Origin of the sequence: Neptunomonas antarctica (assembly GCF_001305295.1) — a bacterium.
Taxonomy (GTDB): Bacteria; Pseudomonadota; Gammaproteobacteria; order Pseudomonadales; family Balneatricaceae; genus Neptunomonas; species Neptunomonas antarctica.
Genome location: NZ_LJSI01000053.1, coordinates 612,878 through 635,976 on the forward strand (window position 1 = coordinate 612,878; position 23,099 = coordinate 635,976).

Annotated in this window: 20 protein-coding genes; 19 read left to right on the top strand and 1 reads right to left on the bottom strand. The window is 45.3% G+C overall.

Annotated features, from left to right (window positions below; genetic code table 11):
- Positions 1 to 14: 14 nt before the first annotated feature.
- A complete protein-coding gene (map, locus tag Nant_RS17635; protein ID WP_054342944.1) occupies positions 15 to 785 on the bottom strand; it encodes a type I methionyl aminopeptidase in 771 nt (256 codons plus the stop codon).
- 270 nt (positions 786 to 1,055) lie between these two features.
- Here map and rpsB point away from each other — a divergent pair, with 270 nt between their 5' ends.
- The 19 genes from rpsB to eno all read left to right on the top strand — a co-directional run bounded on the left by rpsB (position 1,056) and on the right by eno (position 23,000).
- Positions 1,056 to 1,784: a 30S ribosomal protein S2 gene (gene rpsB, locus Nant_RS17640; protein WP_054342945.1), complete on the top strand. Its 729-nt coding sequence runs from the start codon at positions 1,056 to 1,058 to the stop codon at positions 1,782 to 1,784.
- 104 nt (positions 1,785 to 1,888) lie between these two features.
- Entirely contained in the window at positions 1,889 to 2,752 is an 864-nt protein-coding gene (tsf, locus tag Nant_RS17645; protein ID WP_054343285.1) for a translation elongation factor Ts, read from the top strand.
- An 86-nt stretch (positions 2,753 to 2,838) separates the two neighbouring features.
- Positions 2,839 to 3,597 (top strand): UMP kinase, encoded by a 759-nt coding sequence (pyrH, locus tag Nant_RS17650; protein WP_054342946.1) that lies wholly within the window; start codon positions 2,839 to 2,841, stop codon positions 3,595 to 3,597.
- Entirely contained in the window at positions 3,587 to 4,144 is a 558-nt protein-coding gene (gene frr, locus Nant_RS17655; protein ID WP_054342947.1) for a ribosome recycling factor, read from the top strand. Before pyrH ends, frr begins: the two co-directional genes overlap by 11 nt.
- 44 nt (positions 4,145 to 4,188) lie before the next feature.
- On the top strand, positions 4,189 to 4,953 hold the full coding sequence (gene uppS, locus Nant_RS17660) for a polyprenyl diphosphate synthase (protein ID WP_054342948.1): 765 nt from the start codon (positions 4,189 to 4,191) through the stop codon (positions 4,951 to 4,953).
- Positions 4,946 to 5,758: a phosphatidate cytidylyltransferase gene (locus tag Nant_RS17665; RefSeq protein WP_054342949.1), complete on the top strand. Its 813-nt coding sequence runs from the start codon at positions 4,946 to 4,948 to the stop codon at positions 5,756 to 5,758. The genes uppS and Nant_RS17665 overlap by 8 nt, the downstream gene beginning before the upstream one ends.
- Before the next feature lie 7 nt (positions 5,759 to 5,765).
- Positions 5,766 to 7,121 (top strand): sigma E protease regulator RseP, encoded by a 1,356-nt coding sequence (gene rseP, locus Nant_RS17670; RefSeq protein ID WP_054342950.1) that lies wholly within the window; start codon positions 5,766 to 5,768, stop codon positions 7,119 to 7,121.
- A 33-nt stretch (positions 7,122 to 7,154) separates the two neighbouring features.
- Positions 7,155 to 9,479: an outer membrane protein assembly factor BamA gene (gene bamA / locus Nant_RS17675; RefSeq protein WP_054342951.1), complete on the top strand. Its 2,325-nt coding sequence runs from the start codon at positions 7,155 to 7,157 to the stop codon at positions 9,477 to 9,479.
- A gap of 42 nt (positions 9,480 to 9,521) precedes the next feature.
- Entirely contained in the window at positions 9,522 to 10,016 is a 495-nt protein-coding gene (locus Nant_RS17680; RefSeq protein WP_054342952.1) for an OmpH/Skp family outer membrane protein, read from the top strand.
- A gap of 5 nt (positions 10,017 to 10,021) precedes the next feature.
- Complete coding sequence (lpxD, locus tag Nant_RS17685; protein ID WP_054342953.1) at positions 10,022 to 11,068, top strand: UDP-3-O-(3-hydroxymyristoyl)glucosamine N-acyltransferase; 1,047 nt, start codon at positions 10,022 to 10,024, stop codon at positions 11,066 to 11,068.
- An 8-nt stretch (positions 11,069 to 11,076) separates the two neighbouring features.
- Positions 11,077 to 11,511, top strand: coding sequence for a 3-hydroxyacyl-ACP dehydratase FabZ (gene fabZ, locus Nant_RS17690; RefSeq protein WP_054342954.1), 435 nt, complete (start codon positions 11,077 to 11,079; stop codon positions 11,509 to 11,511).
- Positions 11,512 to 11,513: 2 nt separating this feature from the next.
- Positions 11,514 to 12,284, top strand: coding sequence for an acyl-ACP--UDP-N-acetylglucosamine O-acyltransferase (gene lpxA / locus Nant_RS17695; RefSeq protein WP_054342955.1), 771 nt, complete (start codon positions 11,514 to 11,516; stop codon positions 12,282 to 12,284).
- An 8-nt stretch (positions 12,285 to 12,292) separates the two neighbouring features.
- Entirely contained in the window at positions 12,293 to 13,462 is a 1,170-nt protein-coding gene (lpxB, locus tag Nant_RS17700) for a lipid-A-disaccharide synthase (protein ID WP_076495904.1), read from the top strand.
- Positions 13,447 to 14,055, top strand: coding sequence for a ribonuclease HII (gene rnhB, locus Nant_RS17705; RefSeq protein ID WP_054342956.1), 609 nt, complete (start codon positions 13,447 to 13,449; stop codon positions 14,053 to 14,055). Before lpxB ends, rnhB begins: the two co-directional genes overlap by 16 nt.
- Before the next feature lie 11 nt (positions 14,056 to 14,066).
- Positions 14,067 to 17,558 (top strand): DNA polymerase III subunit alpha, encoded by a 3,492-nt coding sequence (gene dnaE / locus Nant_RS17710; protein WP_054342957.1) that lies wholly within the window; start codon positions 14,067 to 14,069, stop codon positions 17,556 to 17,558.
- Between the two features lie 86 nt (positions 17,559 to 17,644).
- Positions 17,645 to 18,601, top strand: a complete 957-nt coding sequence (gene accA, locus Nant_RS17715; protein ID WP_054342958.1) for an acetyl-CoA carboxylase carboxyl transferase subunit alpha — start codon at positions 17,645 to 17,647, stop codon at positions 18,599 to 18,601.
- A gap of 31 nt (positions 18,602 to 18,632) precedes the next feature.
- Positions 18,633 to 19,940, top strand: a complete 1,308-nt coding sequence (gene tilS, locus Nant_RS17720; protein ID WP_054342959.1) for a tRNA lysidine(34) synthetase TilS — start codon at positions 18,633 to 18,635, stop codon at positions 19,938 to 19,940.
- An 84-nt stretch (positions 19,941 to 20,024) separates the two neighbouring features.
- Complete coding sequence (locus Nant_RS17725) at positions 20,025 to 21,656, top strand: CTP synthase (RefSeq protein ID WP_054342960.1); 1,632 nt, start codon at positions 20,025 to 20,027, stop codon at positions 21,654 to 21,656.
- Between the two features lie 48 nt (positions 21,657 to 21,704).
- Positions 21,705 to 23,000 carry a phosphopyruvate hydratase gene (gene eno / locus Nant_RS17730; RefSeq protein ID WP_054342961.1) on the top strand — a complete coding sequence of 432 codons (1,296 nt, stop codon included), beginning with the start codon at positions 21,705 to 21,707 and terminating at the stop codon, positions 22,998 to 23,000.
- Positions 23,001 to 23,099 lie beyond the last annotated feature (99 nt).

Sequence of the window (23,099 nt, forward strand, 5' to 3'; positions counted from 1 at the left end):
TTAATCTCAGATGATTAAAAGGTTTCGTCAGGGCGTCGGGTTAATACTTCGTGGCCTGTCTCTGTGACCAGGATAGTATGTTCCCACTGAGCAGACAGGCGTCGATCTGTTGTTTCTACAGTCCAGCCATCGCGTTTCGATGTTTTTACCTGGCGTTTACCGGCATTAATCATAGGTTCGATGGTGAAAATCATACCTTCCTCAAGCTGAATGCCTGTGCCTGCACGGCCATAGTGAAGCACTTGTGGATCTTCATGAAATCCTGCTCCAATGCCATGTCCGCAATATTCCCTGACGACCGTGTAATGGTTGGCTTCAGCATGCTGTTGAATCACATGTCCGATATCGCCCAGAAAAACACCTGGCTTGACGAGTTCAATGCCTTTGTACAGGCATTCTAATGTGACCTCGGCTAAGCGTTTAGCGTGAGGGATTTCTTTTCCTGCGAAAAACATTTTGCTGGTGTCGCCGTGGTAGCCATCTTTGATAACGGTAATGTCAATATTGACCATGTCACCATCTTTTAGTGGTTTGTCATTAGGGATGCCATGACAAACAACCTGATTCACAGAAGTGCAGATGGATTTCGGGAAGCCGTGATAATTAAGGGGTGCAGGGATGGCTTGTTGTTCATTGACAATATAGTCATGGCAAATTTTATCGAGTTGATTGGTAGTGACGCCGGCTTTGATATGAGGCGCGATCATTTCCAGAACATCGGCGGCGAGTTTGCCTGCGATACGCATTTTTTCAATCTCGTCCGCAGTTTTAATAATAATAGACATGGTTTTCCTTAAAATAATGAATGTCGAATTCTACCGCAGTTGAGTCTGCGTGTTAAATTCAGATCAATAGATTGTACCGAATTATCGCTTCTTAGCGAAGTCGACCTTCAAATTGGTCTTATCTTATGGTATAAAACGCGCTCCCGAAATGCGCTAGGTGTTTCGAGGAATATCTCACACACATATCGTCACAGTTTCCGGGTGCCGTTTTACGGTTGGATGCTGGGATATGTGGAGGTTGAACCCAATTAAAAACAGGAAATGCTAAAAATGGCACAAGTTACAATGCGCGAACTGCTTAAAGCAGGCGTTCACTTTGGACACCAGACCCGTTACTGGAACCCTAAAATGTCTCAGTACATTTTTGGTGCACGGAATAAAATTCATATCATTAACCTTGAGCATACATTGCCAGCACTAAACGGTGCTATCAACGTGGTTGAAGGTTTGGCGCAGAATAAAAATAAAATTTTGTTCGTGGGCACTAAGCGTGCTGCCAGCAAAATTATTAAAGAAGAAGCTTTGCGTGTAGGTATGCCATTCGTTAACCATCGCTGGTTGGGTGGTATGTTGACGAATTATAAAACTATTCGTCAGTCAATTCGTCGCTTGCGTGAGCTTGAAGCTGCTGTTGCGGATGGTACATTCACACAGTTGACTAAGAAAGAAGCATTGATGCGTCAACGTGAAATGGAAAAACTGGATCGTTCTATCGGTGGTATTAAAGATATGGGCGGCTTGCCAGACGCTCTGTTTGTTATCGATGTTGACCATGAGCGTATTGCGGTAAACGAAGCTAACAAGCTAGGTATTCCGGTTATCGGCGTTGTTGATACTAACAGCAACCCGGATGGCATTGATTATGTTATTCCTGGTAACGATGATGCTCTGCGTGCGATTCAGATCTATGTTAAGTCTATAGCTGATGCGTGTGGTGGTGATGTTGAAGCTGTTGCTGAGAGTGAATTTGTTGAAGTAGAAGCACCAGCGGCAGAATAATTTCTGTTGCTGTGAAGTTATATCTTCTACAGCGTTGAGTATAAGGGGAGCTATGCTCCCCTTTTTTAGATTTTGATTGAATGCGTAATCAAGGGGTAATTCAGATGGCAAGTGTATCAGCTAAGTTAGTTAAAGAACTGCGCGATCGTACTGGTTTGGGTATGATGGAGTGCAAAAGAGCACTAACTGAAGCCGGCGGTGATGTTGAAGCCGCTATTGATGAAATGCGTAAATCATCAGGCATGAAAGCCGCTAAAAAAGCAGGTCGTACCGCTGCTGATGGTGTTGTTGCTGCACGCGTTGCTGATGATAATTCTTATGGTATTATCGTTGAAGTTAACTCTGAAACTGATTTCGCTGCACGCGATGAAGGTTTCCTCGCTTTTGTAGATAAAGTGCTTACTGCTGCATTTGCTGCTAAGTCTGTTGATGTTGCTGCACTGATGGCGGGTGAGTTGGAATCGGCTCGTGAATCTCTGGTCCAGAAAATCGGTGAAAATATCGGTGTTCGTCGCATTTCTATTGTTGAAGGTGAAATGATTGGTGCATATGTGCATAGCAACAATCGTATCGCTACACTGGTGTCTTTGAAAGGCGCTAATACAGAAGTAGCTAAGGACGTTGCGATGCACGTTGCTGCGGTTAATCCGCAGGTCGTTTCTCAGAGCGATATGTCTGAAGAAGTTATCGCCAAAGAAAAAGAAATCATTATGGCGCAGCCAGATATGGCAAGCAAACCAGCTGCAATTGCAGAAAAAATGGTTGTGGGTCGTATCAATAAATTCCTGGCAGAAAACAGTCTTGTTGAGCAGGCGTTTGTTAAAAACCCAGAGCAAACAGTGGGTGAAATGGTTAAAGCTGCCGGCGGTGAAGTGGTATCTTTCTCTCGTCTGGAAGTTGGCGATGGTATTGAAATTGAGCACGTTGACTTCGCAGCAGAAGTGGCAGCCCAGTTAAATAATAAATAATACTGTTCGCTAAAAAGGTGTGTGTGCTGTGTTACAGTACGCGCACTAATTTAAGTCCTTTTAACTTCGTTCTGCGGAGGTCCTCCATGCCTGCTGTACATTCTAGACACGCCAAATATAAACGTATTCTTCTTAAGTTAAGCGGCGAGGCCTTAATGGGGGAAGAAAATTTTGGTATCGACCCTAAAGTTCTTAATCGTCTGGCGCTTGAAATAGGTCAGTTGGTTGGTATCGGCGTGCAGGTTGGTATCGTTATTGGCGGTGGTAACTTATTTCGTGGGGCAACGCTAAGTGCGGCGGGGCTTGATCGGGTGACTGGTGACCATATGGGTATGCTGGCGACGGTGATGAACTCATTGGCACTTAGAGATGCGCTTGAGCGGTCGAATATTGCCACTCGTATTATGTCTGCTATCCCGATGAGCGGTGTGGTCGATCATTATGATCGACGTAATGCTATACGCTATTTAAGTCAGGGAGATGTGGTTATTTTTTCTGCGGGCACCGGTAATCCTTTCTTTACGACCGACTCTGCTGCTTGTTTGAGAGGTATTGAGATTGATGCTGATGTTGTGTTGAAAGCAACAAAAGTGGATGGTGTGTATACAGCCGATCCGATGAAAGATCCTTCGGCTAAGCGTTATCTGCGTCTGTCTTATGATGAAGTACTGGAAAAACAGTTGGGTGTTATGGACTTAACAGCAATTTGTCTGACCCGGGACCATAAAATGCCTGTCCGAGTGTTTAATATGAATCGTCCGGGTGCGCTTGTTAATCTGCTGGTTGGCGGTGATGAGGGCACGTTGATATGTGACGAGGTAACAGGAGATCAATATGCTGAATGAAATAGCTAAAGATACTGACGTGCGTATGCAAAAAAGCGTCGAAGGCTTGGTGTCTCAATTTAAAAAAATCCGTACAGGGCGTGCTCATCCAAGTATATTGGATTCTGTTCAGGTTATGTATTATGGCGCTCCTGTTCCGTTGCAGCAGGTTGCCAATGTGTCGGTAGAAGATGCACGGACCTTGCTGATATCCCCTTGGGAAAAGCAAACTATTTCGGATATCGAAAAAGCTATTTATAAGTCCGATTTAGGTTTGAATCCTTCCAGTAATGGCGGCGTGATTCGCTTACCGATGCCTGCGCTGACAGAAGAAACACGGAAGGTGTATATTCGTCAGGCACGGCAGGAAGTTGAATCGGCGCGGGTATCGTTGCGCAGTATTCGACGTGATGCTAATAATGATCTGAAAGAGTTGCTGAAAGAGAAAGAGATTTCAGAAGATGATGAGCGTCGTGGTCAGGAAGGTATTCAAAAACTGACCGATAAATATGTATCAGAACTCGATGGCTTGCTTGAGCAAAAAGAAGCCGACCTGATGGAAATCTAAATCAGAAGGAGGGCCGGTGTGAGCTGGCCTGTCTGCCCCTCTATATGTCAGTACATGCTAAATTAAACATACCATCTGATAAGGTGTTGCCAAAACATATTGCGATTATAATGGATGGCAATAACCGTTGGGCGAAAGCACGCCGTTTGCCAAGCCTTGCAGGTCATAAGGCTGGTGTTGATAGTGTGCGTAGTGTTATTGAAGGGTGTGTTGAATACGGTGTTCAGTCACTGACACTCTTTGCTTTTAGTAGTGAAAACTGGAAGCGCCCTGAATTGGAAGTCAAAGGCTTGATGGAGCTCTTCGGTCTGGCGTTAAGTCGTGAGGGGAAGAAACTACATAAAAATAATATCCGTTTGAATGTGATAGGCGATAAAACCCGTTTTAGTAAAACGCTGCAAAGTAAGATAGCTAAGATTGAAGAGCTGACAGCGGATAATACGCTCATGACATTGAATGTAGCGGCTAACTATGGAGGCCAGTGGGATATAGTTCAGGCCGCCAAACGTTTGGCGGCAGAGTGTGTTAGCGGTAGCCGACAGCCAGAAGATATTACTGAGTCTGTTTTCGATGAATATGTATTGCTTCATGATCAATCAAACCCGGATCTTTGTATCAGAACGGGAGGCGAAAGCCGAATCAGTAATTTTCTGGTTTGGCAGATGGCCTATACGGAATATTATTTCGTTGATGATTATTGGCCTGATTTTAATAAAGTTTCTTTAGCTGCGGCTATTCGCGATTTTTGTACCCGCGAGCGGCGCTTTGGTAAAACCAGTGAACAGCTAGGGACGAAAACGAGTGCTTAAACAAAGAATTTTGACGGCATCAATATTGGCTCCTCTGGTGTTGTGTGGTGTATTTTTGTTGTCGGTTAAAGGCTTTGCTGTGTTTTTTGCTGCAGTAACACTGATTGGTGCTTGGGAGTGGGCGTTATTGTCGGGAATGAAAAAGCCGATATATCGTCTGATTTTCTCCTCTATTGTGTTTTTGGTGATTGTGATTAGTGGCTGGCTCTTTACATTGGGGCAGTATTATTTTGTACTTCTTCCCGCGGTTTTGATCTGGTTAATGGCATTCGTCTGGGTGGTTCGTTACCCATCTCCCGGTATATGGGCCAAGTCGGCTGTCAGATCGGTTTGCGGAGTTCTTATTCTTGCAGCTGCCTGGTTGAGTATGCTTGAACTGAAGTCGTTAGAATCAGGTAATGCTTGGTTATTGCTTATTTTGTTAATTGTCTGGGCCGCAGACATAGGTGCTTATTTTTCGGGTAAACGCTGGGGTAAAACTAAACTTGCGCCGCATGTAAGTCCCGGTAAAACCAGAGAAGGTATGTATGGCGGATTAGTAGCCGTCGGGATCACGGTTGTGGTATTTTCTTGGTGGAATGAACTTGAATTGGACGCAACGGTCTATTTGATGCTGTTGAGTTTTTTGGTGGGTCTTGTGTCGGTTATGGGTGATCTGTTCGAAAGTTTGCTTAAACGGCATGCCGGGATAAAAGATAGCGGTTCAATTTTGCCTGGGCATGGTGGTGTGTTGGACCGAATAGATAGTATTCTTGCAGCCGCCCCTTTCTATTTTATTGGCTTAACTTTCTTGCCTATTGTGTGAATCATTGATGGAAATTATTCAAACGCTTCTGGCGACTATTGTTACGCTTGGGATATTAGTTACTATTCATGAGTGGGGCCATTTTTGGGTCGCCCGTCGTTGCGGCGTGCAAGTACTCAGGTTCTCTATTGGTTTTGGTAAGTCGTTATGGCTGCGTAAAGGTAAAGATGGCACGGAGTATTCTGTCGCCGCGATTCCTTTAGGTGGTTACGTTAAGATGTTGGATGAGCGTGAAGGCCCTGTGCCTGAACACCTGAGATCACAAGCATTTAACAACAAACCGGTTATGCAGCGCATTGCTATTGTGGCTGCAGGGCCTGCGGTGAATCTGATTTTCGCTGTTTTTGCCTACTGGCTTATGTTTGTCGTCGGTGTTAGTACGGTTGTACCTGTCGTTGGTTCTGTTGTGCCGGGTTCTGTTATCGCTCAAGCAGGTGTGCCTGAGGGTGTGGAGTTGGTAGAAATTGATGGGCATCGGGTACGTTCCTGGGAGGAAGTGAACCTTCGCTTTGCTTCGCGTATTGGTGAATCAGGTGCGCTGACGCTGGCAGCTATATCATCGGCATCTGCTATGCCGACATATTATGATGTTGTCTTGAAAGATTGGAATGTCGATCTTGAAAGCGAATCGCCGTTGTTCGCCATGGGTATTCAGCCGTACCGACCTGAAGTGAAGCCGGTGCTTGGTCAAATAATACCAGGTGGTGCTGCTGAACAAGCTGGATTAAAAGTAGGTGACATTGTTGTCGAGGTTAATGCAGAACCTATTGATAATTGGCAGGCATTGGTCAAGATTATTCAGCAATCACCTGATCAGGAATTAGAATTTTTAATTAAACGTGGAACCGATGTTCGTAACCTTAGAGTGTTACCTGCCAGCAGGCAGCTGGACAGTGGTGAAATACAAGGCGTCATTGGCGCAGGGGTGACTCCTCCGCAGTGGCCTGTAGCTATGCTTCGAACCATTCAATATGGGCCAGTTGAGGCGGTAGGGGTTGCGTTTAATAAAACAGTTCACATGGTTGCTTTGACGCTGGATTCCATCGGGAAAATGATTGGCGGTGTTATCTCGGTAAAAAACTTGAGTGGTCCGATAACGATTGCTAAAGTGGCTGGTGCTTCGGCGGCATCGGGTTTTGAACCTTTCATTAGCTTTCTTGCTTATTTAAGCATCAGCTTGGGAGTTTTGAACCTGTTGCCAATACCTGTGCTTGATGGTGGGCACTTACTTTTTTATGGCATTGAGCTTGTAAGAGGTAAGCCGGTCAGTGAGCGGGTGCAAGTAATAGGTTTTAAGTTGGGTATGGCTTTGCTTTTGTCGTTGATGACACTAGCCATCGTTAATGATTTTATGCGCCTTTAAAAAGCAGATGCTTTTTGACTGGGAAGGGGTTTCATGAAGAATAAATTTGGGCTCGTACTTGGGTTGGTATTGTTGGCAGGTAATGTTAATGCCGCATTTACTCCCTTTAAAGTGCAAGATATTCGGCTGGAAGGTGTGCAGCAAGTTGAACCGGGTATTGTTTTCAGGAACTTTCCTATCGCTTCCGGAGATACTGTCAGTGAAGCAAATATAGCTGATGCCACCAAGCAACTTTTTAAATCAGGCTACTTTGAAGATATTAATATCTCCAAAGAAGGTGATTATTTGATTCTAACGGTCAAGGAAAGACCTTCTGTCAGCCTTATTAAGCTTGAAGGTAATAAAGTCATCAAAGATGAGGACTTGTTAAAAGGATTAAAGCAATCAGGGCTGCGTGAAGGGGATATTTTCAAACGCTCAGCGTTAGATCAGATTCGTTTAGATCTGCTACGTCTTTATGTAGGGCAAGGGCGTTACGGTGCAGCGATTGATACTACGGTTGAGACATTACCCGGTAACCGGGTTGCGTTGAACATAAAGATTAAAGAGGGCAGTGTTGCTTCTATTCAACATATAAATGTTATAGGCAATACGGTTTTTGATAATGAAACCCTGAAGAACTTATTTGCATTAAAGCTGCCAAGCTTCTGGTCTTTCTATACAAAAGATGACCGTTACGCTCGTGAAAAACTATCGGGAGATTTAGAGCGTTTACGTTCTTATTACATGGACCGTGGTTACGTCAATTTTTCGATAGACTCAACACAGGTTTCAATTACGCCTGATAAAAAGAATGTTTTCATTAGCGTGAACATTCATGAAGGCGAGCAATATACTTTACGTAATGTTGATGTGTCCGGCGATTTGGTGGTCTCTGAAGACAATCTTAAGTCGGCGATTAGTCTTGAGCAGGGCCAGGTATTTTCGCGTAAAGCGATGACTAATGCGCAAGAAATAATGACCAAAATGCTAGGTGATAAGGGTTACATGTTCGCCAATATCAGCCCGGTACCGAGTGTTCATGAAGAAGATAAGTCAGTTTCTCTTAAATTCTTCGTAGATCCGGGTAAGAAAACCTATGTCAGACGTATTAATGTACGTGGTAATAGCCGCACAGCAGATCAGGTAGTGCGTCGTGAGATGCAGCAAATGGAAGCGGCGATTGTATCGACAAAAAACATTGAGAGGACAAAAGAGCGACTCGAACGTACTGGTTATTTTCGCTCAGTCAATCTTGAAGCAACGCCGGTAGCCGGCTCTGATGATCAGGTTGATCTGAATTATACGGTTGAAGAGCAGCAATCAGGGCAATTTACAGCCAGTGTAGGGTTCTCGCAGAGTGACGGCATTATTCTTGATTTAGGCATCCAGCAGGATAACTTCTTTGGCTCGGGTAAAAAGGTAGGTTTTAATATAGCAAACAGCTCGACCAGAAAAGAAGCCAGTTTTAATTATCTGGATCCTTATTATACCGTTGACGGTGTGAGTCGTGGTTTTGATGTCTTTTATCGTAAAACTGATTTTGAAGAAGATGATGTCAGCAGCTATTCTTTGAATGAGTATGGTGGTGGCGTGACGTTCGGCTATCCTATTAACGATTACCAGCGCCTGAGCTTTTCATTAGGTATAGAAAATATTGAAGTTAACACCAATACTTCAGTGCCGGTTGAGGAAATTGAGTCCTTTCTTACTGTTGAAGGCAATGAATACCTGAATGTGAAGGGCACGTTAGGCTGGAGTGATAACCATCTTAACCGTTCGATATTTCCATCGAGTGGTTACTCACACAGCGCAAGTTTTGAAGTATCGGTTCCCGGTAGTGATTTAGCGTATTACAAAGCACTCTATCAGACTAAGTTCTATAAACCGTTAGTAGATGATTCTGGTTGGGTTTTTGGCCTCAAAGGACGTCTTGGCTATGCACAAAGTTATGGTGATAATAGCTATCCGTTCTTTAAAAACTTTTTCGCCGGAGGCTTAAGAACAGTCAGGGGTTACAAAAATAATTCGTTAGGACCGAGAGACTCGAATGACGATCCATTTGGTGGCAACATGATGGCTGTCGGCGGTGCAGAGCTTGTCTTTCCGCTCCCATTTATTGAAAATCAAAGTAGCTGGCGGTCGCTGCTGTTTGTCGATGCCGGGAATGTATTCGCGACTGAGTGCTTGGCTGACTCGGTTGCAGATGGCCGGTGTGTAGAAGGTATCACGTTTGAGGAGTTGAGATATTCGGCAGGAGTCGGCATTAGTTGGTTATCTCCTATGGGGCCGCTGTCTTTCTCTCTTGCTAAGGCGCTGAATGAAAAGACTGCTGATGAAACTGAGTTTTTCCAATTTTCCCTTGGACAAAGTTTTTAATCCATGCATTTAAAATTACATGCTTTCTAAAAAGGAATTCATATGAAGTTTTTAAAAGTTATTACTATTTGTTTGTCTCTTTCATTTGTACCTGTTGCTTTCGCGGATAAAGTGGCCGTTTTGGGGTATGAAGAAGCCTTACTGAAAACAAATGCTGCGAGCACCTTTCGCGATACTCTGAAGAAAGAACTACAAGGTGAAGAGAAAAGAGTTCTAGAGCTTGAAAAACAGGCTAAATCTTTGCGTGAGAAAATCCAGAAGAACGGCGCGACGATGGATCAGGATACATTGAGACAGTCTCAACTACAGTTTCAGAAGGCGTTTGAAGAATACCAGCGCAGTGGACAGGCTTTACAGCAGAAAGGCAAAGAACGCCAACAAGAATTTCTTAATGAAATGAGGCCGAAGCTTGATGCTATCGTCAAAAATATAATTGATGAAAATTCCTATGATGTCGTAATTTCTAAAAAAGCCACTGTTTATGTAGCTAAAGGCTTCGATATTACACCAGAAGTTATTAAATTACTTAATAAGTAGTGAGTATGCAGCCAGTCAATAGTTACTCATTAGTCGAAATAGCCAGCCTGATTAAGGGGCAGCTGATTGGGAATGGTGAGTTAACTATTAACGCATTAAATACGCTGGAGTGTGCAGTCGCGGGTCAGCTGGCTTTTCTTGCTAATACAAAGTATTTACCTCAATTAGCTAAGACAAAAGCCACGGCCGTCTTAGTGAAAGCGGAGTTTGCGAAAGATTTACCCTGTGTTGCTATCGTAGTTGATGATCCCTATTTGGCCTTTGCCAGGTTGTCCCGGATTTTCGACTGGCGTGTTCAGCCCTCTCCCGGTATTCACGACTCTGCACATATCAGTGCGAGTGCAATAATAGACGTCGCCGCTGTGATTAGTGCCGGCGTCGTTGTTGGGGATCACGTGATTATAGAGTCGGGTGTATTTGTTGGCGCGAATACGGTGATAGGTAATCGTTGTAAAGTGGGTAAGAATACCCGCTTAGAGGCTAGTGCTGTTCTTTATGATAATGTCTGTATTGGCGAAGGATGTTTGATCCACTCGAGTGTTATTTTGGGTAGTGACGGTTTTGGGTTCGCGCCTACACCTGACGGTTGGGTTAAAATTCACCAGTTAGGAGGGGTTCGTATCGGCAATGATGTTGAAATAGGTGCCGGTACCACCATTGATCGTGGCGCGCTTGATCATACTTATATTCATGATGGTGTTAAGCTCGATAATCAGATTCAAATTGCTCACAATGTCGTTATTGGTGAGCAAACGGCAATAGCGGGCTGTACGGCCGTTGCTGGAAGCACTAAAATTGGCCGCCGCTGTACCATCGCGGGATTAAGCGGAATAGTGGGGCATTTAACCATTGCCGATAATACGCATGTCACAGCCATGACACTGATTAGTAAATCAGTGACTCAGCCAGGGCAAGTATTATCTTCAGGAACAGGTCAGGATGCTCATCGTAACTGGAAAAAAAATGTTATCCGTTTTAAGCAATTAAATGAGATGGCAAAACGTATTTCCAAATTAGAACAGAAAGCTGATAATTTCTCTAGTGAAGGTTAAAACATATAATGGATGTTAAGGAAATCAGGGAATACCTCCCTCATCGCTACCCGTTTCTGTTAGTGGATAGGGTGCTTGAACTTGTTCCGGGTGAGTCAATCGTAGCGCTTAAAAACGTGTCTGTGAATGAACCTTTTTTTACTGGGCACTTTCCTGAGCACCCTGTAATGCCTGGTGTTCTCATCATTGAAGCCATGGCTCAGGCCGCCGGTATACTTGGTTTTAAAACCATGGATAAAAAACCTGAGGACGGATCCATTTATTATTTTGTTGGCTCCGATAAGTTGCGTTTTAAGCGTCCAGTCGTTCCTGGGGATCAGCTTAAATTAGAAGCCAGTATTCTGTCTGAAAAACGTGGAATATGGAAATTTGCGGTGAAAGCATCAGTTGATGGTGCTATCGTCAGTACAGCAACTATTCTCTGTGCTGATCGAAAGGTATAAAAGTGATTGATCCACAAGCAATTATTGATCCTAAAGCTATACTCGCGGATAACGTTAGTGTTGGTCCTTGGACATATATTGGACCTGATGTTGTTATTGGTGAAGGAACAGTTATTGCGTCACACGTGGTTATTAAAGGGCCCACAACGATTGGTGCTAATAACCGCTTCTTCCAATTTTCATCCATCGGTGAGGATTGTCAGGACAAAAAATATGCGGGCGAACTAACGCGCCTTGTCATCGGCGACTCCAATGTGTTTCGTGAGGGATGTACCATCCATCGCGGTACGGTTCAGGATAATGCGCTAACTCAGATTGGCAACCATAATTTATTTATGGCATATGCGCATGTCGCTCATGACTGTATTGTTGGTAATCATGTGATTCTAGCCAATAATGCAGCGCTTGCCGGGCATGTACATGTAGCTGATCATGCCATTCTTGGTGGTTTTACTGCGGTTCATCAGTTTTGCCATATTGGCGCTCATGTCATGTGTGGCGCTGGCACTGTTGTTTTAAAGGATATTCCGGCTTATGTTATGGCGACCGGTAATCCAGCAATACCACACGGCATTAATGCTGAGGGACTCAAGCGTAGAGGTTTTACGCCTGATGTTATTCGACAGATTAAGCTGGCATATAAAGCGATTTACCGCCAAACGCTAACGGTAGATCAGGCGCTTAGTGTTCTTTCTGATATGGCAGTGAATACTGTTGAAATTCAGCCGTTAATCCACGCTCTACAAACCTCATCCCGGGGCGTTATCCGCTAGGAGTCAATGTGACCAAGCTGCGTATTGCTATGGTAGCTGGTGAGGCTTCAGGTGATATTCTTGGAGCCGGCCTGATCCAGTCAATCAAAAAACGTTACCCTAATGCTAAATTTGAAGGTATCGGAGGCGATTTGATGCGCGCCGAGGGTTTTGAGTCGGTCGTGCCTATGGATAAACTGTCTGTTATGGGGCTTGTGGAAGTCTTAGGGCGATTGCCCGAGCTGTTATCCATTAGAAAGAAGCTGCGACATGCTTTCATTAAAAACCCGCCAGATCTTTTTATTGGTATCGATGCGCCTGATTTTAATCTGAATCTTGAATTTCATCTGAAGCAAGCCGGTATCCCCACCGTTCATTACGTGAGCCCTTCCGTATGGGCGTGGAAGTCGAAGCGCATATACAAGATAAAACAATCAGTCGATCTTTTGTTAGCTCTATTCCCTTTCGAATCCCGATATTATGAGCCTACGGGGCAGGATGTCGTTTGTGTCGGGCATCCGTTGGCCGATTTGATTGCAAACGATCCCAATTTACAGGATGTGAAAACACGGCTGGGTTTAGTGGGATCAGAAAAGGTGGTAGCACTTTTACCGGGAAGCCGTACGAGTGAGCTGAAATACCTTGCCGAACCTTTCCTTGAAGCGGCAAAACTATTGCAGATAACACATCCTGATATGATTTTTCTGCTACCTGCGGCAAATCAAAAGCGCTGGGAGTGGATTAAGAAGCTAATTGATGAAAAGTTTTCTGATCTGAATGTGCGATTATTACTTAATCAGTCCAGAGAAGTGATGGCTGCGTCAGATGCAATATTAATCGCATCCGGAACCGCCACACTAGAGGCTACGCTACTGAAAAAACCTATGGTGGTGGCTTATAAGATGGCCGCGTTAACCTATGCTATCTATTCGCGCATGATGAAAACCCCTTACATATCGTTACCTAATATTCTTGCAGGGGAAAAATTAGTGCCGGAAATTTTGCAAAATGATGTGACGCCACAGCGGCTTGCGAGTGAGATGGAAAAGGCACTACTGGATAAGGATTATCAGGACCGGTTAGCGGAGCGTTTTACACAAATCAATCAGACGTTAAAGTTGAATGCGGATGAGCGTGCGGCGGATGCGGTGATCTCCTTACTACAGGAAAAAGGTGTTTTAACATGCAGTCAATTATAGCGTTGGATTTTTCTCACTATGGCCGTGTGGCCGGAGTCGATGAAGTCGGACGTGGCCCTTTGGTTGGTAATGTTGTAGCTGCGGCGGTTATCCTGAATCCTGAGAAAAAGATTATCGGATTAGCGGATTCGAAAAAGCTGACAGAGAAAAAACGCGAAGCTTTGTATGAGGAAATTATGGAGAATGCGCTGGCGTGGGCTGTGGCTAGCGCTTCTCCGGAAGAAATTGATCAGATCAATATTTTGCATGCCACCATGTTAGCCATGCAAAGGGCTGTTGCTGCGTTACAAGTTCTGCCTGATTATGTGGTGATTGATGGAAATCGTTGTCCTGAATTACCTTATCCGTCTGAAGCTATCGTGAAAGGTGATTCAAAAGTCGAAGCGATCAGTGCCGCATCAATTTTGGCTAAAGTTGTGCGCGATCGCGAAATGTATGTGCTACATGAGCAGCATCCTGAATACGGCTTCAATAAGCATAAAGGCTACCCTACGGCGATGCATATGGCGGCATTGAAACAACATGGGCCTCTCCCTCAGTATAGAAAGTCATTTCGTCCGGTGGCACAGCTACTTGATGCGTCAAGCAGCTAACAGGAAAAAGTATGTCGACAAATTTTGTACATCTGCGCGTGCATACCGAGTTCTCACTCGTTGATGGGTTGGTGCGTGTTAAAGGTTTAGTGGGTGCGGCTAAAGACTCAGGCATGCCCGCGGTTGCTGTGACTGATCAGGTTAATCTGTTCGCCTTAGTTAAATTTTATAAAGCCGCATTAGGTGCAGGTATAAAGCCGATTTGTGGTGCTGATGTTCTGGTACTTAATGAAGCAGACAATGAAGGTGAACCTTATCGTGTGACTTTATTAGCTCAGAATTTTCTGGGTTATCGTCATCTGATGGAGCTGGTCTCACAAGCCTATACTGAAGGTCAGGGATACATCGTTGATAAAGCGCTGGTTAAAAAATCCTGGTTAATTGAAAAGTCAGAAGGGCTTATTGCGTTGTCGGGTGGCCGAGAAGGTGAGATAGGTCGCGCTATGATCTCCGGTAATGGTATGGCAGACAGCTTACTGGATGAGTGGATGGGGTTGTTTCCTGGTCGCTTCTATCTTGAGGTGCAAAGAACAGGACGTATTAGTGAAGATGTCATTGTTGCCGAAAGTGTGCGCTTGGGATTAGCGAAGAATTGTCCACTCGTGGCAACGAATGAAGTAATGTTTTTACGGGATACAGATTTCGACGCACATGAGGCGCGCGTGTGTATCAACCAGAGTCGCACCTTAGAAGATCCACGCAGGCCGCGTCACTACACTGCTCAGCAGTATTTTCGTACAGCAGATGAGATGGTTGAACTCTTTTCTGATATACCCAGCGCAGTACAAAATAGCGTAGAAATTGCTAAGCGATGCAATCTTGAGCTGGACTTCGGTAACTACTATCTTCCTAAATATCCCATCCCGGCCGGGATGATGATGGATGAGTATTTCTGTAAGGTTTCTGAAGACGGTTTAGAAAAGCGCTTAGAAGTACTCTTAGATAAAAATGACCCTGAGTATGCGCAAAAAAGAAAAGCGTATGATGATCGTCTTACATTTGAGCTTGGCATCATCACCCAAATGGGCTTTCCCGGTTACTTCCTGATAGTTATGGACTTTATCCAATGGGCTAAAGATAACGGCATTCCTGTAGGGCCGGGTCGTGGTTCGGGTGCCGGATCGCTGGTCGCGTATGCGCAAAAAATAACGGATTTAGATCCGCTCGAATATGATCTTCTGTTCGAGCGTTTTCTTAATCCTGAACGTGTCTCCATGCCTGACTTTGATATCGATTTCTGTATGGATAATCGTGATCAGGTTATCGATTATGTCGCAAGAACCTATGGGCGCGACGCTGTTTCTCAGATTATTACCTTCGGTACGATGGCGGCAAAAGCAGTCGTACGAGATGTTGCCCGCGTGCAGGGTAAGGCATTCGGTCTGGCGGATAAACTTTCAAAACTGATACCTTTTGAAGTGGGTATTACGCTGACCAAAGCGATGGAGCAGGAGCCGGCGCTCAGTGATTTTGTAGCGGGTAATGAAGAAGCCCAGGAAATCATGGAGATGGCTTATAAGTTGGAGGGTGTAACCCGTAACGTCGGTAAGCATGCGGGCGGTGTTGTGATCGCACCGACTAAACTCACTGATTTCTCGGCGACCTATTGCGATGCAGAAGGTCATGGGCTGGTGACACAGTTCGATAAGAACGATGTGGAAGAAGCCGGCCTGGTAAAGTTTGACTTTTTGGGTTTACGTACGCTCACCGTTATAGACTGGGCGATGAAAACGATTAACCGTACCCGTGAAAAGGAGGGTAAAGCGCCGCTCGATATTTCACAGATACCGTTGGAAGAAAAAGCCGTATTCGACCTGTTACAGTCCGCTAATACCACCGCTGTGTTTCAGTTAGAGTCCAGTGGAATGAAGGATCTGGTGAAGCGCCTGCTACCTTCGCGTTTCGAAGATATTGTAGCCCTTGTAGCGCTGTTTCGTCCTGGTCCGTTGCAGTCCGGCATGGTAGATGACTTCATCAACCGAAAGCATGGGCGGGCAGAAATGGCCTGGCCTCATGCGGATTATCAGTTGGCGAGTTTACAGCCTGTATTAGAGCCTACCTACGGGATTATCCTGTATCAGGAACAGGTCATGCAAATCGCCCAGGTGATGGCAGGCTTTACCCTCGGTGGTGCCGATATGTTACGTCGGGCGATGGGTAAGAAAAAACCGGAAGAGATGGAAAAGCAACGCTCTCTGTTTCTTGATGGTTCTGATAAAAATGGTATAGATCGTGACTTGGCCGGCAATATCTTTGATCTGGTTGAAAAATTTGCGGGTTATGGTTTCAATAAATCACACTCTGCTGCTTATGCGCTGGTTTCTTATCAGACGGCTTGGCTGAAAACATATTACCCAGCGCCTTTCATGGCATCAGTTTTATCGGCGGATATGCAGAATACCGATAAAGTTGTGATCTTTATCGAAGATTGCCGAAGCATGGGATTGCCGCCCGCATTGCCAGATGTGTGTTCCAGTGAATATATGTTCACTGTGAACGAAGAGGGGCAGATACTATATGGCCTCGGTGCTATTAAAGGGGTAGGTGAAGGTGCTATTGAAGCCATAGTCAGCGCGCGCAATGATGGTGCTGGTGACTTTAAAGATTTTTTTGATTTTTGTAAGCGTGTCGGTGCCAAAAAACTTAATAAGCGAGTGCTGGATGCGCTGGTTAGATCCGGCGCGCTAGATAAGTTGGGGCCTGATCGCGCTATATTGTGGGCCGCTATTGGTGATGCATTGCGTACGGCCGATCAAAGCGAGCGTAATCAGAGCGCCGGTATTTTCGATCTGTTTGGTGAAGTTGAGGCTGAAGCGCCGCGTGACCCTTTTGATGATTATCGCGGCGTGCGTAGTTGGTCAGATAAGGAGCGGCTAAAAGGCGAAAAAGACACGCTGGGGTTGTATCTTACGGGCCATCCGATTGATGAGTATGAAAAAGAGTTGAGTCAATTTGTCTCTAAAAAGATAGTTGACCTACAGCCCGCCCGTGGCCGACAACAGAAAATTGCGGGTTTGATTGTGGACCAGCGGGTTAAAAAGACAAAGCGAGGCGATAATCTGTGTTTCCTGACATTGGATGATCGCTCTGCCCGGATAGATATTACCCTCTATGGTGAAGTGTATGAACAAACCCGTGAGTGGGCGGTAAAAGATACGATAGTCATCATGGAAGGAGAGGTTGTTCAGGACGATTATTCAGGTGGCCTCAAGGTGCGTTGCAATAAGTTAACGAATATTCCTCAGGCGCGTGCGCAATACGCTAAGCTGTTTAAGATAAAATCAGACGATAAAATGCTTTCAGGCCGTAACCTGAAGCCGTTTGAGGAAATTTTGAAGACATATAGCATGCCCGAGGGGCTTCCTGTGGTGGTTGAATACCAGAGAGAAGATGCAGCAGGTGTAGTCAGGCTGGGTCGAGACTGGACGGTCAATCCTTCAGATGACTTTATTTTGGCCCTTAAGGACCATTTTGGCGACGAAAGCATTACATTAGAGTACTGATCAGGGTGGTTATCCTGTAAGGGTAACGGTAAAATCTGCATTCTGAATTTGACATAATTATTTACTGGTTAAGCGGAAAGAATCGAATGAATCCGAATTATCTGGATTTCGAGCAGCCTATCGCAGAGCTCGAAGCCAAAATTGAAGAGCTAAGATTGGTTGGTGATGATACAGAGATCAATATTACTGACGAACTCGCTAAATTGCTGGGGAAAAGCCGCAGTTTAACTGAATCTATTTTTTCGAATCTTTCTGCTTGGCAGATCTCCCAGCTGTCTCGTCACCCTAAACGCCCTTATACATTGGATTATCTTAATCTGATGTTTGACGACTTCGAAGAGATTCATGGCGATCGTCATTTCTCAGATGACGCCGCCATTGTCGGTGGTATAGCGCGTTTGGAGGGGCGTCCGGTGATGGTGATCGGCCATCAGAAAGGCCGTGAAGTAAAAGAAAAAGTGCGTCGTAACTTTGGTATGCCGCGTCCGGAAGGCTACCGTAAAGCCTTACGTCTTATGGAAATGGCTGAACGTTTTCATTTGCCGGTTCTGACGTTTATTGATACACCGGGTGCTTATCCGGGAATCGATGCTGAAGAGCGTGGACAAAGTGAAGCTATCGCTTTTAATTTGGCGAAAATGTCGCAGTTAAAAACACCTATTATCTCCACGGTTGTCGGTGAAGGTGGTTCGGGTGGTGCGTTAGCCATCGGTGTGTGTGATCAGTTAACTATGCTTCAATATTCAACTTACTCTGTTATTTCTCCAGAAGGCTGTGCATCGATTCTGTGGAAAAGTGCTGAGCGCGCGCCTGATGCTGCTAAAGCCATGGGTATTACTTCCGGCCGTCTGCACGAACTCGGTTTAGTAGATAAAGTGGTGCCGGAACCCTTAGGTGGAGCGCATCGTAATCCTGAAGCCTTGGCTATGGATTTGAAAAAAGCGTTAATTGAATCTCTGGCGCATTTGGATGTGTTATCAATAGATGAATTGCTGGATCGGCGCTACAAACGTTTAATGTCTTACGGATTGACGTCTGAATAGTTTATAAAAATTCAGGCATCACTCAATACTCATGAGCCACTCGCCACTGATTGCAGCCTTTGTAGAGTCATGTGAAAAGCACCCGTGTCAACGCTGGGTGGTTGCCTTAAGTGGCGGGTTGGACTCGATAGTGATGCTGCATCTTGCCGCATCCTATCTGCCACGTAATACGCTTCATGTGCTGCATATTAACCATCATCTGCAAAAAAGTGCCGATGACTGGTCGGTTTTTTGCCGAGCGCAGGCTGAAAACCTTTCGATACCGTTTACTCAAATAGATGTATACCCCAACAACAGCAGTGAAGCGGCGGCTCGCGATGCTCGCTATCTGGCGTTCAGTGATTTTGTGCAGGCGACTGATGTGCTTTTGCTGGCTCACCATGCTGATGATCAGGCTGAGACTGTTTTATTTCGTCTGCTGAGAGGGAGCGGACTAAGAGGGCTGTCGGGGATTCCTGTTAGCAGAAGCATTGGTGCTGCTGAAATTGTACGCCCTTTGTTGACTATTTCCCGTCATAGTCTGGAAGCGTGGGCGCGTGATGAACAGTTGAGTTGGATAGAGGATCCGAGTAATCAACATGAAGTTTATGACAGAAATTTCTTACGCTTGAAAGTACTTCCTGTGCTGAAGCAGCGCTGGCCGGGCGTTATTGCGAGGATGTCATCGACTAGCCGGCTATTAGATGAAGAGCAACGCTTACTTGACCGATATCTTGATGATGAACTACAGACGCTTATTTTCAAGCGAGATTGTATTAATGGTCGGGCGCTTGAAACTTTTTCATCCTTTAAGCGAAAAACACTGCTGCGTCGTTGGATCTATAACGCTAAGGGTCAGCTGTTGAATGAGGTTCAGTTGGAGCAACTGGATGTCGACTTTTTCCAGGCGGCGCCTGATAAGTCACCTGAGTACGCACTTAAGTCTGGATGGATTAGGCGCTACAGAAGCAATTTGTACATTTGTTCTGCTCTGGATAAGGATCAAGATGATCAATCAGCTATTAATTCACTGGCCCTGACATTAGGTTTTCTGGATTGGCCAGGTGGTGTTCTCAGAGTGGAATCTGGACACGGTGCATCCGCTAGATTAAAAACGCTGGATAATGTTGTCTGTGTGAAAAGAGTGGATGGCATGAGTTGCAGGCCTGCGGGACGCAGTAGAAAAACGCTTAAAAAACTCTTTCAGGAGGCGTCAATCCCCCCGTGGCAACGGAAAAACTGGCCCGTTTGTATGGTGGCGGAGGAGATTGTTGCGATTCCTGGTATCTGTATCTGTGAAGGGTGGTTAGCCTCCTCAGCGGAAAAGCAGGGATTCTGTGTAATATGGGAGCCTTTCTGATTGTCCCAAGCGCTATTTTTTGGTAACCTGTGGCCCCATCTCTAGTTAGTTTTTTTCCTCACTTTCAGCCAAAACAGGTTCCACATGACGCGTTACATTTTCGTCACAGGTGGTGTCGTGTCCTCTTTGGGCAAAGGCATCGCATCCGCATCGCTTGCTGCTATTTTGGAAGCGCGCGGCCTAAAAGTCACTATGTTGAAACTCGACCCTTATATTAACGTCGATCCAGGTACGATGAGCCCTTTCCAGCATGGTGAAGTGTTTGTTACGGAAGATGGCGCTGAGACGGATCTCGATTTGGGACATTATGAACGTTTTATTCGAACGACTATGAATAAACGTAATAACTTCACGACGGGGCGTGTTTATCAGCATGTACTGAATAAAGAACGTCGTGGTGATTATCTGGGAGGTACCGTACAGGTTATTCCCCATATTACCGATGAAATTAAACGTCGTGTTATTGAAGGGGCCGGAGACGTTGATGTTGCGCTGGTCGAAATTGGCGGTACTGTCGGTGATATCGAGTCTCAGCCATTTTTGGAGGCAGTGCGTCAGTTAAAAGCTGAAGTGGGCTTCTCGCGTGCCATGTTTATGCATCTGACTTTGGTGCCTTACATTGCTACGGCAGGTGAAATTAAAACTAAGCCTTCTCAGCACTCAGTTAAGGAACTTCGTTCGATCGGTATTCAGCCAGATATTCTGGTGTGCCGTTCTGAGCAAGCAATTCCGGACTCCGCTCGTCGTAAGCTGTCGCTCTTCACCAACGTAGAAGAGCGTGCCGTTATCTCTATGCCAGATGCCGAGACTATCTACGACATCCCTAAAATGTTGTGGGATCAGGGATTGGATGACATCGTTGTCAAACGCTTTAATCTGGATGTGCCAACAGCTGATCTGAGTGAGTGGATCGCGGTTGCTGATGCGCATCTTAATCCCGATGGTGAAGTTAAGATCGCCATGGTCGGTAAATATATGGAGTTGTTGGATGCCTATAAATCGTTGATTGAAGCGATTTCACATGCCGGCATTCAATTGCGCAGAAAAGTACGCATCGAATATATTGATTCGGAGCGTGTCGAGCGTGAAGGCGTTGAAATATTGAAAGATGCGTGCGCTATTCTTGTTCCGGGTGGTTTTGGAGAGCGCGGCGTTGAAGGTAAAATTGCCGCTGTTAAGTATGCCCGTGAAAACAAAGTGCCTTACTTAGGTATCTGTCTGGGTATGCAGGTTGCTGTTATTGAGTATGCGCGTAATGTGGCGCATCTCGACGGTGCCACTTCTACAGAGTTCGATAAAAACACTGAGCATCCTGTTATTGGCCTGATTACCGAGTGGATTACGGAAGAAGGTGATGTTGAAGTGCGTAGTGCTGAAACCGATCTGGGTGGAACAATGCGACTGGGTGCACAGAAATGTCATCTGGAAGAAGGTTCAACCACAGCGCAGTGTTATGGCAGTACCGACATTGTAGAGCGTCATCGTCATCGCTATGAAGTTAATAATAACTATGTGTCTATTCTTGAAGAAGCAGGCTTGCGGATTGCAGGTCGTTCTGTCGATGGTGAGTTGGTTGAAGTAGTAGAAGTAGCTGACCATCCATGGTTTGTTGCCTGTCAGTTCCATCCGGAATTTACCTCATCACCTCGTGATGGGCATGGCCTCTTTACTGGTTTTATTGAAGCAGCATTAGTTGAACAGGCGCGCCGTCAATAAGACTGCATGCAGGGATTTACATCATCTTAGGAAAATTGGAGAGTAACAATGGCTCAGATTGCCGATATCAAAGCACGTGAAGTGCTGGATTCTCGTGGTAACCCAACAGTTGAAGCAGATGTTATTCTGACATCGGGTGTTGTTGGTTCTGCATGCGCACCATCTGGCGCGTCTACAGGATCTCGTGAAGCACTGGAACTACGTGATGGTGATAAATCACGCTACTTGGGTAAAGGTGTCCTGAAAGCGGTAGCGGCAATCAATGGCGTGATTCGTGACGCATTGCTTGGCATGGATGCAAAAGATCAGCGCGCAGTAGATAACGTAATGCTGGCGTTGGATGGGACTGAGAATAAAGAAAATTTAGGTGCTAATGCTATCCTGGCCGTCTCTTTGGCGGCCGCTAAAGCAGCAGCCGTTGAAAAGGGCATTCCTTTATATGCTCATATTGCTGAAATCAATGGTACGGCAGGTCAGTTTTCATTGCCGGTGCCTATGATGAATATTATCAACGGTGGTGAGCACGCGGATAACAACGTTGATATTCAGGAGTTCATGGTTCAGCCGGTTAACTTCACTAAATTCTCTGAAGGACTGCGTTGTGGCGCTGAAATCTTTCATTCGTTGAAAGCCGTTTTGAAAGCGAAAGGTTTGAGCACCTCGGTCGGTGATGAAGGTGGATTCGCGCCTAACCTTGCTTCAAACGAAGAAGCGTTGGTTGTTATCAAAGAAGCGATTTCAAATGCCGGTTACGAATTAGGTAAAGATGTAACGCTGGCATTAGATTGTGCCGCCTCTGAATTCTACAAAGATGGCAAGTATGACCTGGCGGGTGAAGGTAAAATCTTTGATGCAGAAGGTTTTAGTGATTACCTGGCAGCGTTGACTGAAAACTATCCGATTTTGTCGATTGAAGATGGTTTAGACGAGTCTGATTGGGATGGCTGGGCATACCTGACTAAGAAAATTGGTGATAAAATTCAGCTGGTCGGTGATGACCTGTTTGTCACCAATACCAAAATTCTGAGCCGTGGTATTGAACAGAATATTGGTAATTCTATCCTGATTAAGTTTAATCAAATAGGTTCGTTATCTGAAACCTTAGATGCTATTAAAATGGCGAAAGATGCAGGCTTTAGTGTCGTTATTTCGCACCGTTCAGGTGAGACAGAAGACACTACAATTGCTGATTTAGCCGTAGGTACAGCTGCCGGACAGATTAAAACGGGTTCACTGTGCCGTTCGGATCGTGTTGCTAAATACAATCGTCTGTTGCGCATCGAAGAAGAACTTGGCGATAAAGCTGTGTATAACGGTCGTGCAGAAATCAAGGGTCAGGGATAACATCCGATTCTTGTCAGAAGGGGGCTTTAGCCCCCTTTTTGGGCTCTAATTTTAGGTTCTGATTTTAGGTTCTGATTTTAGACTTTTTTTAGACGCCGA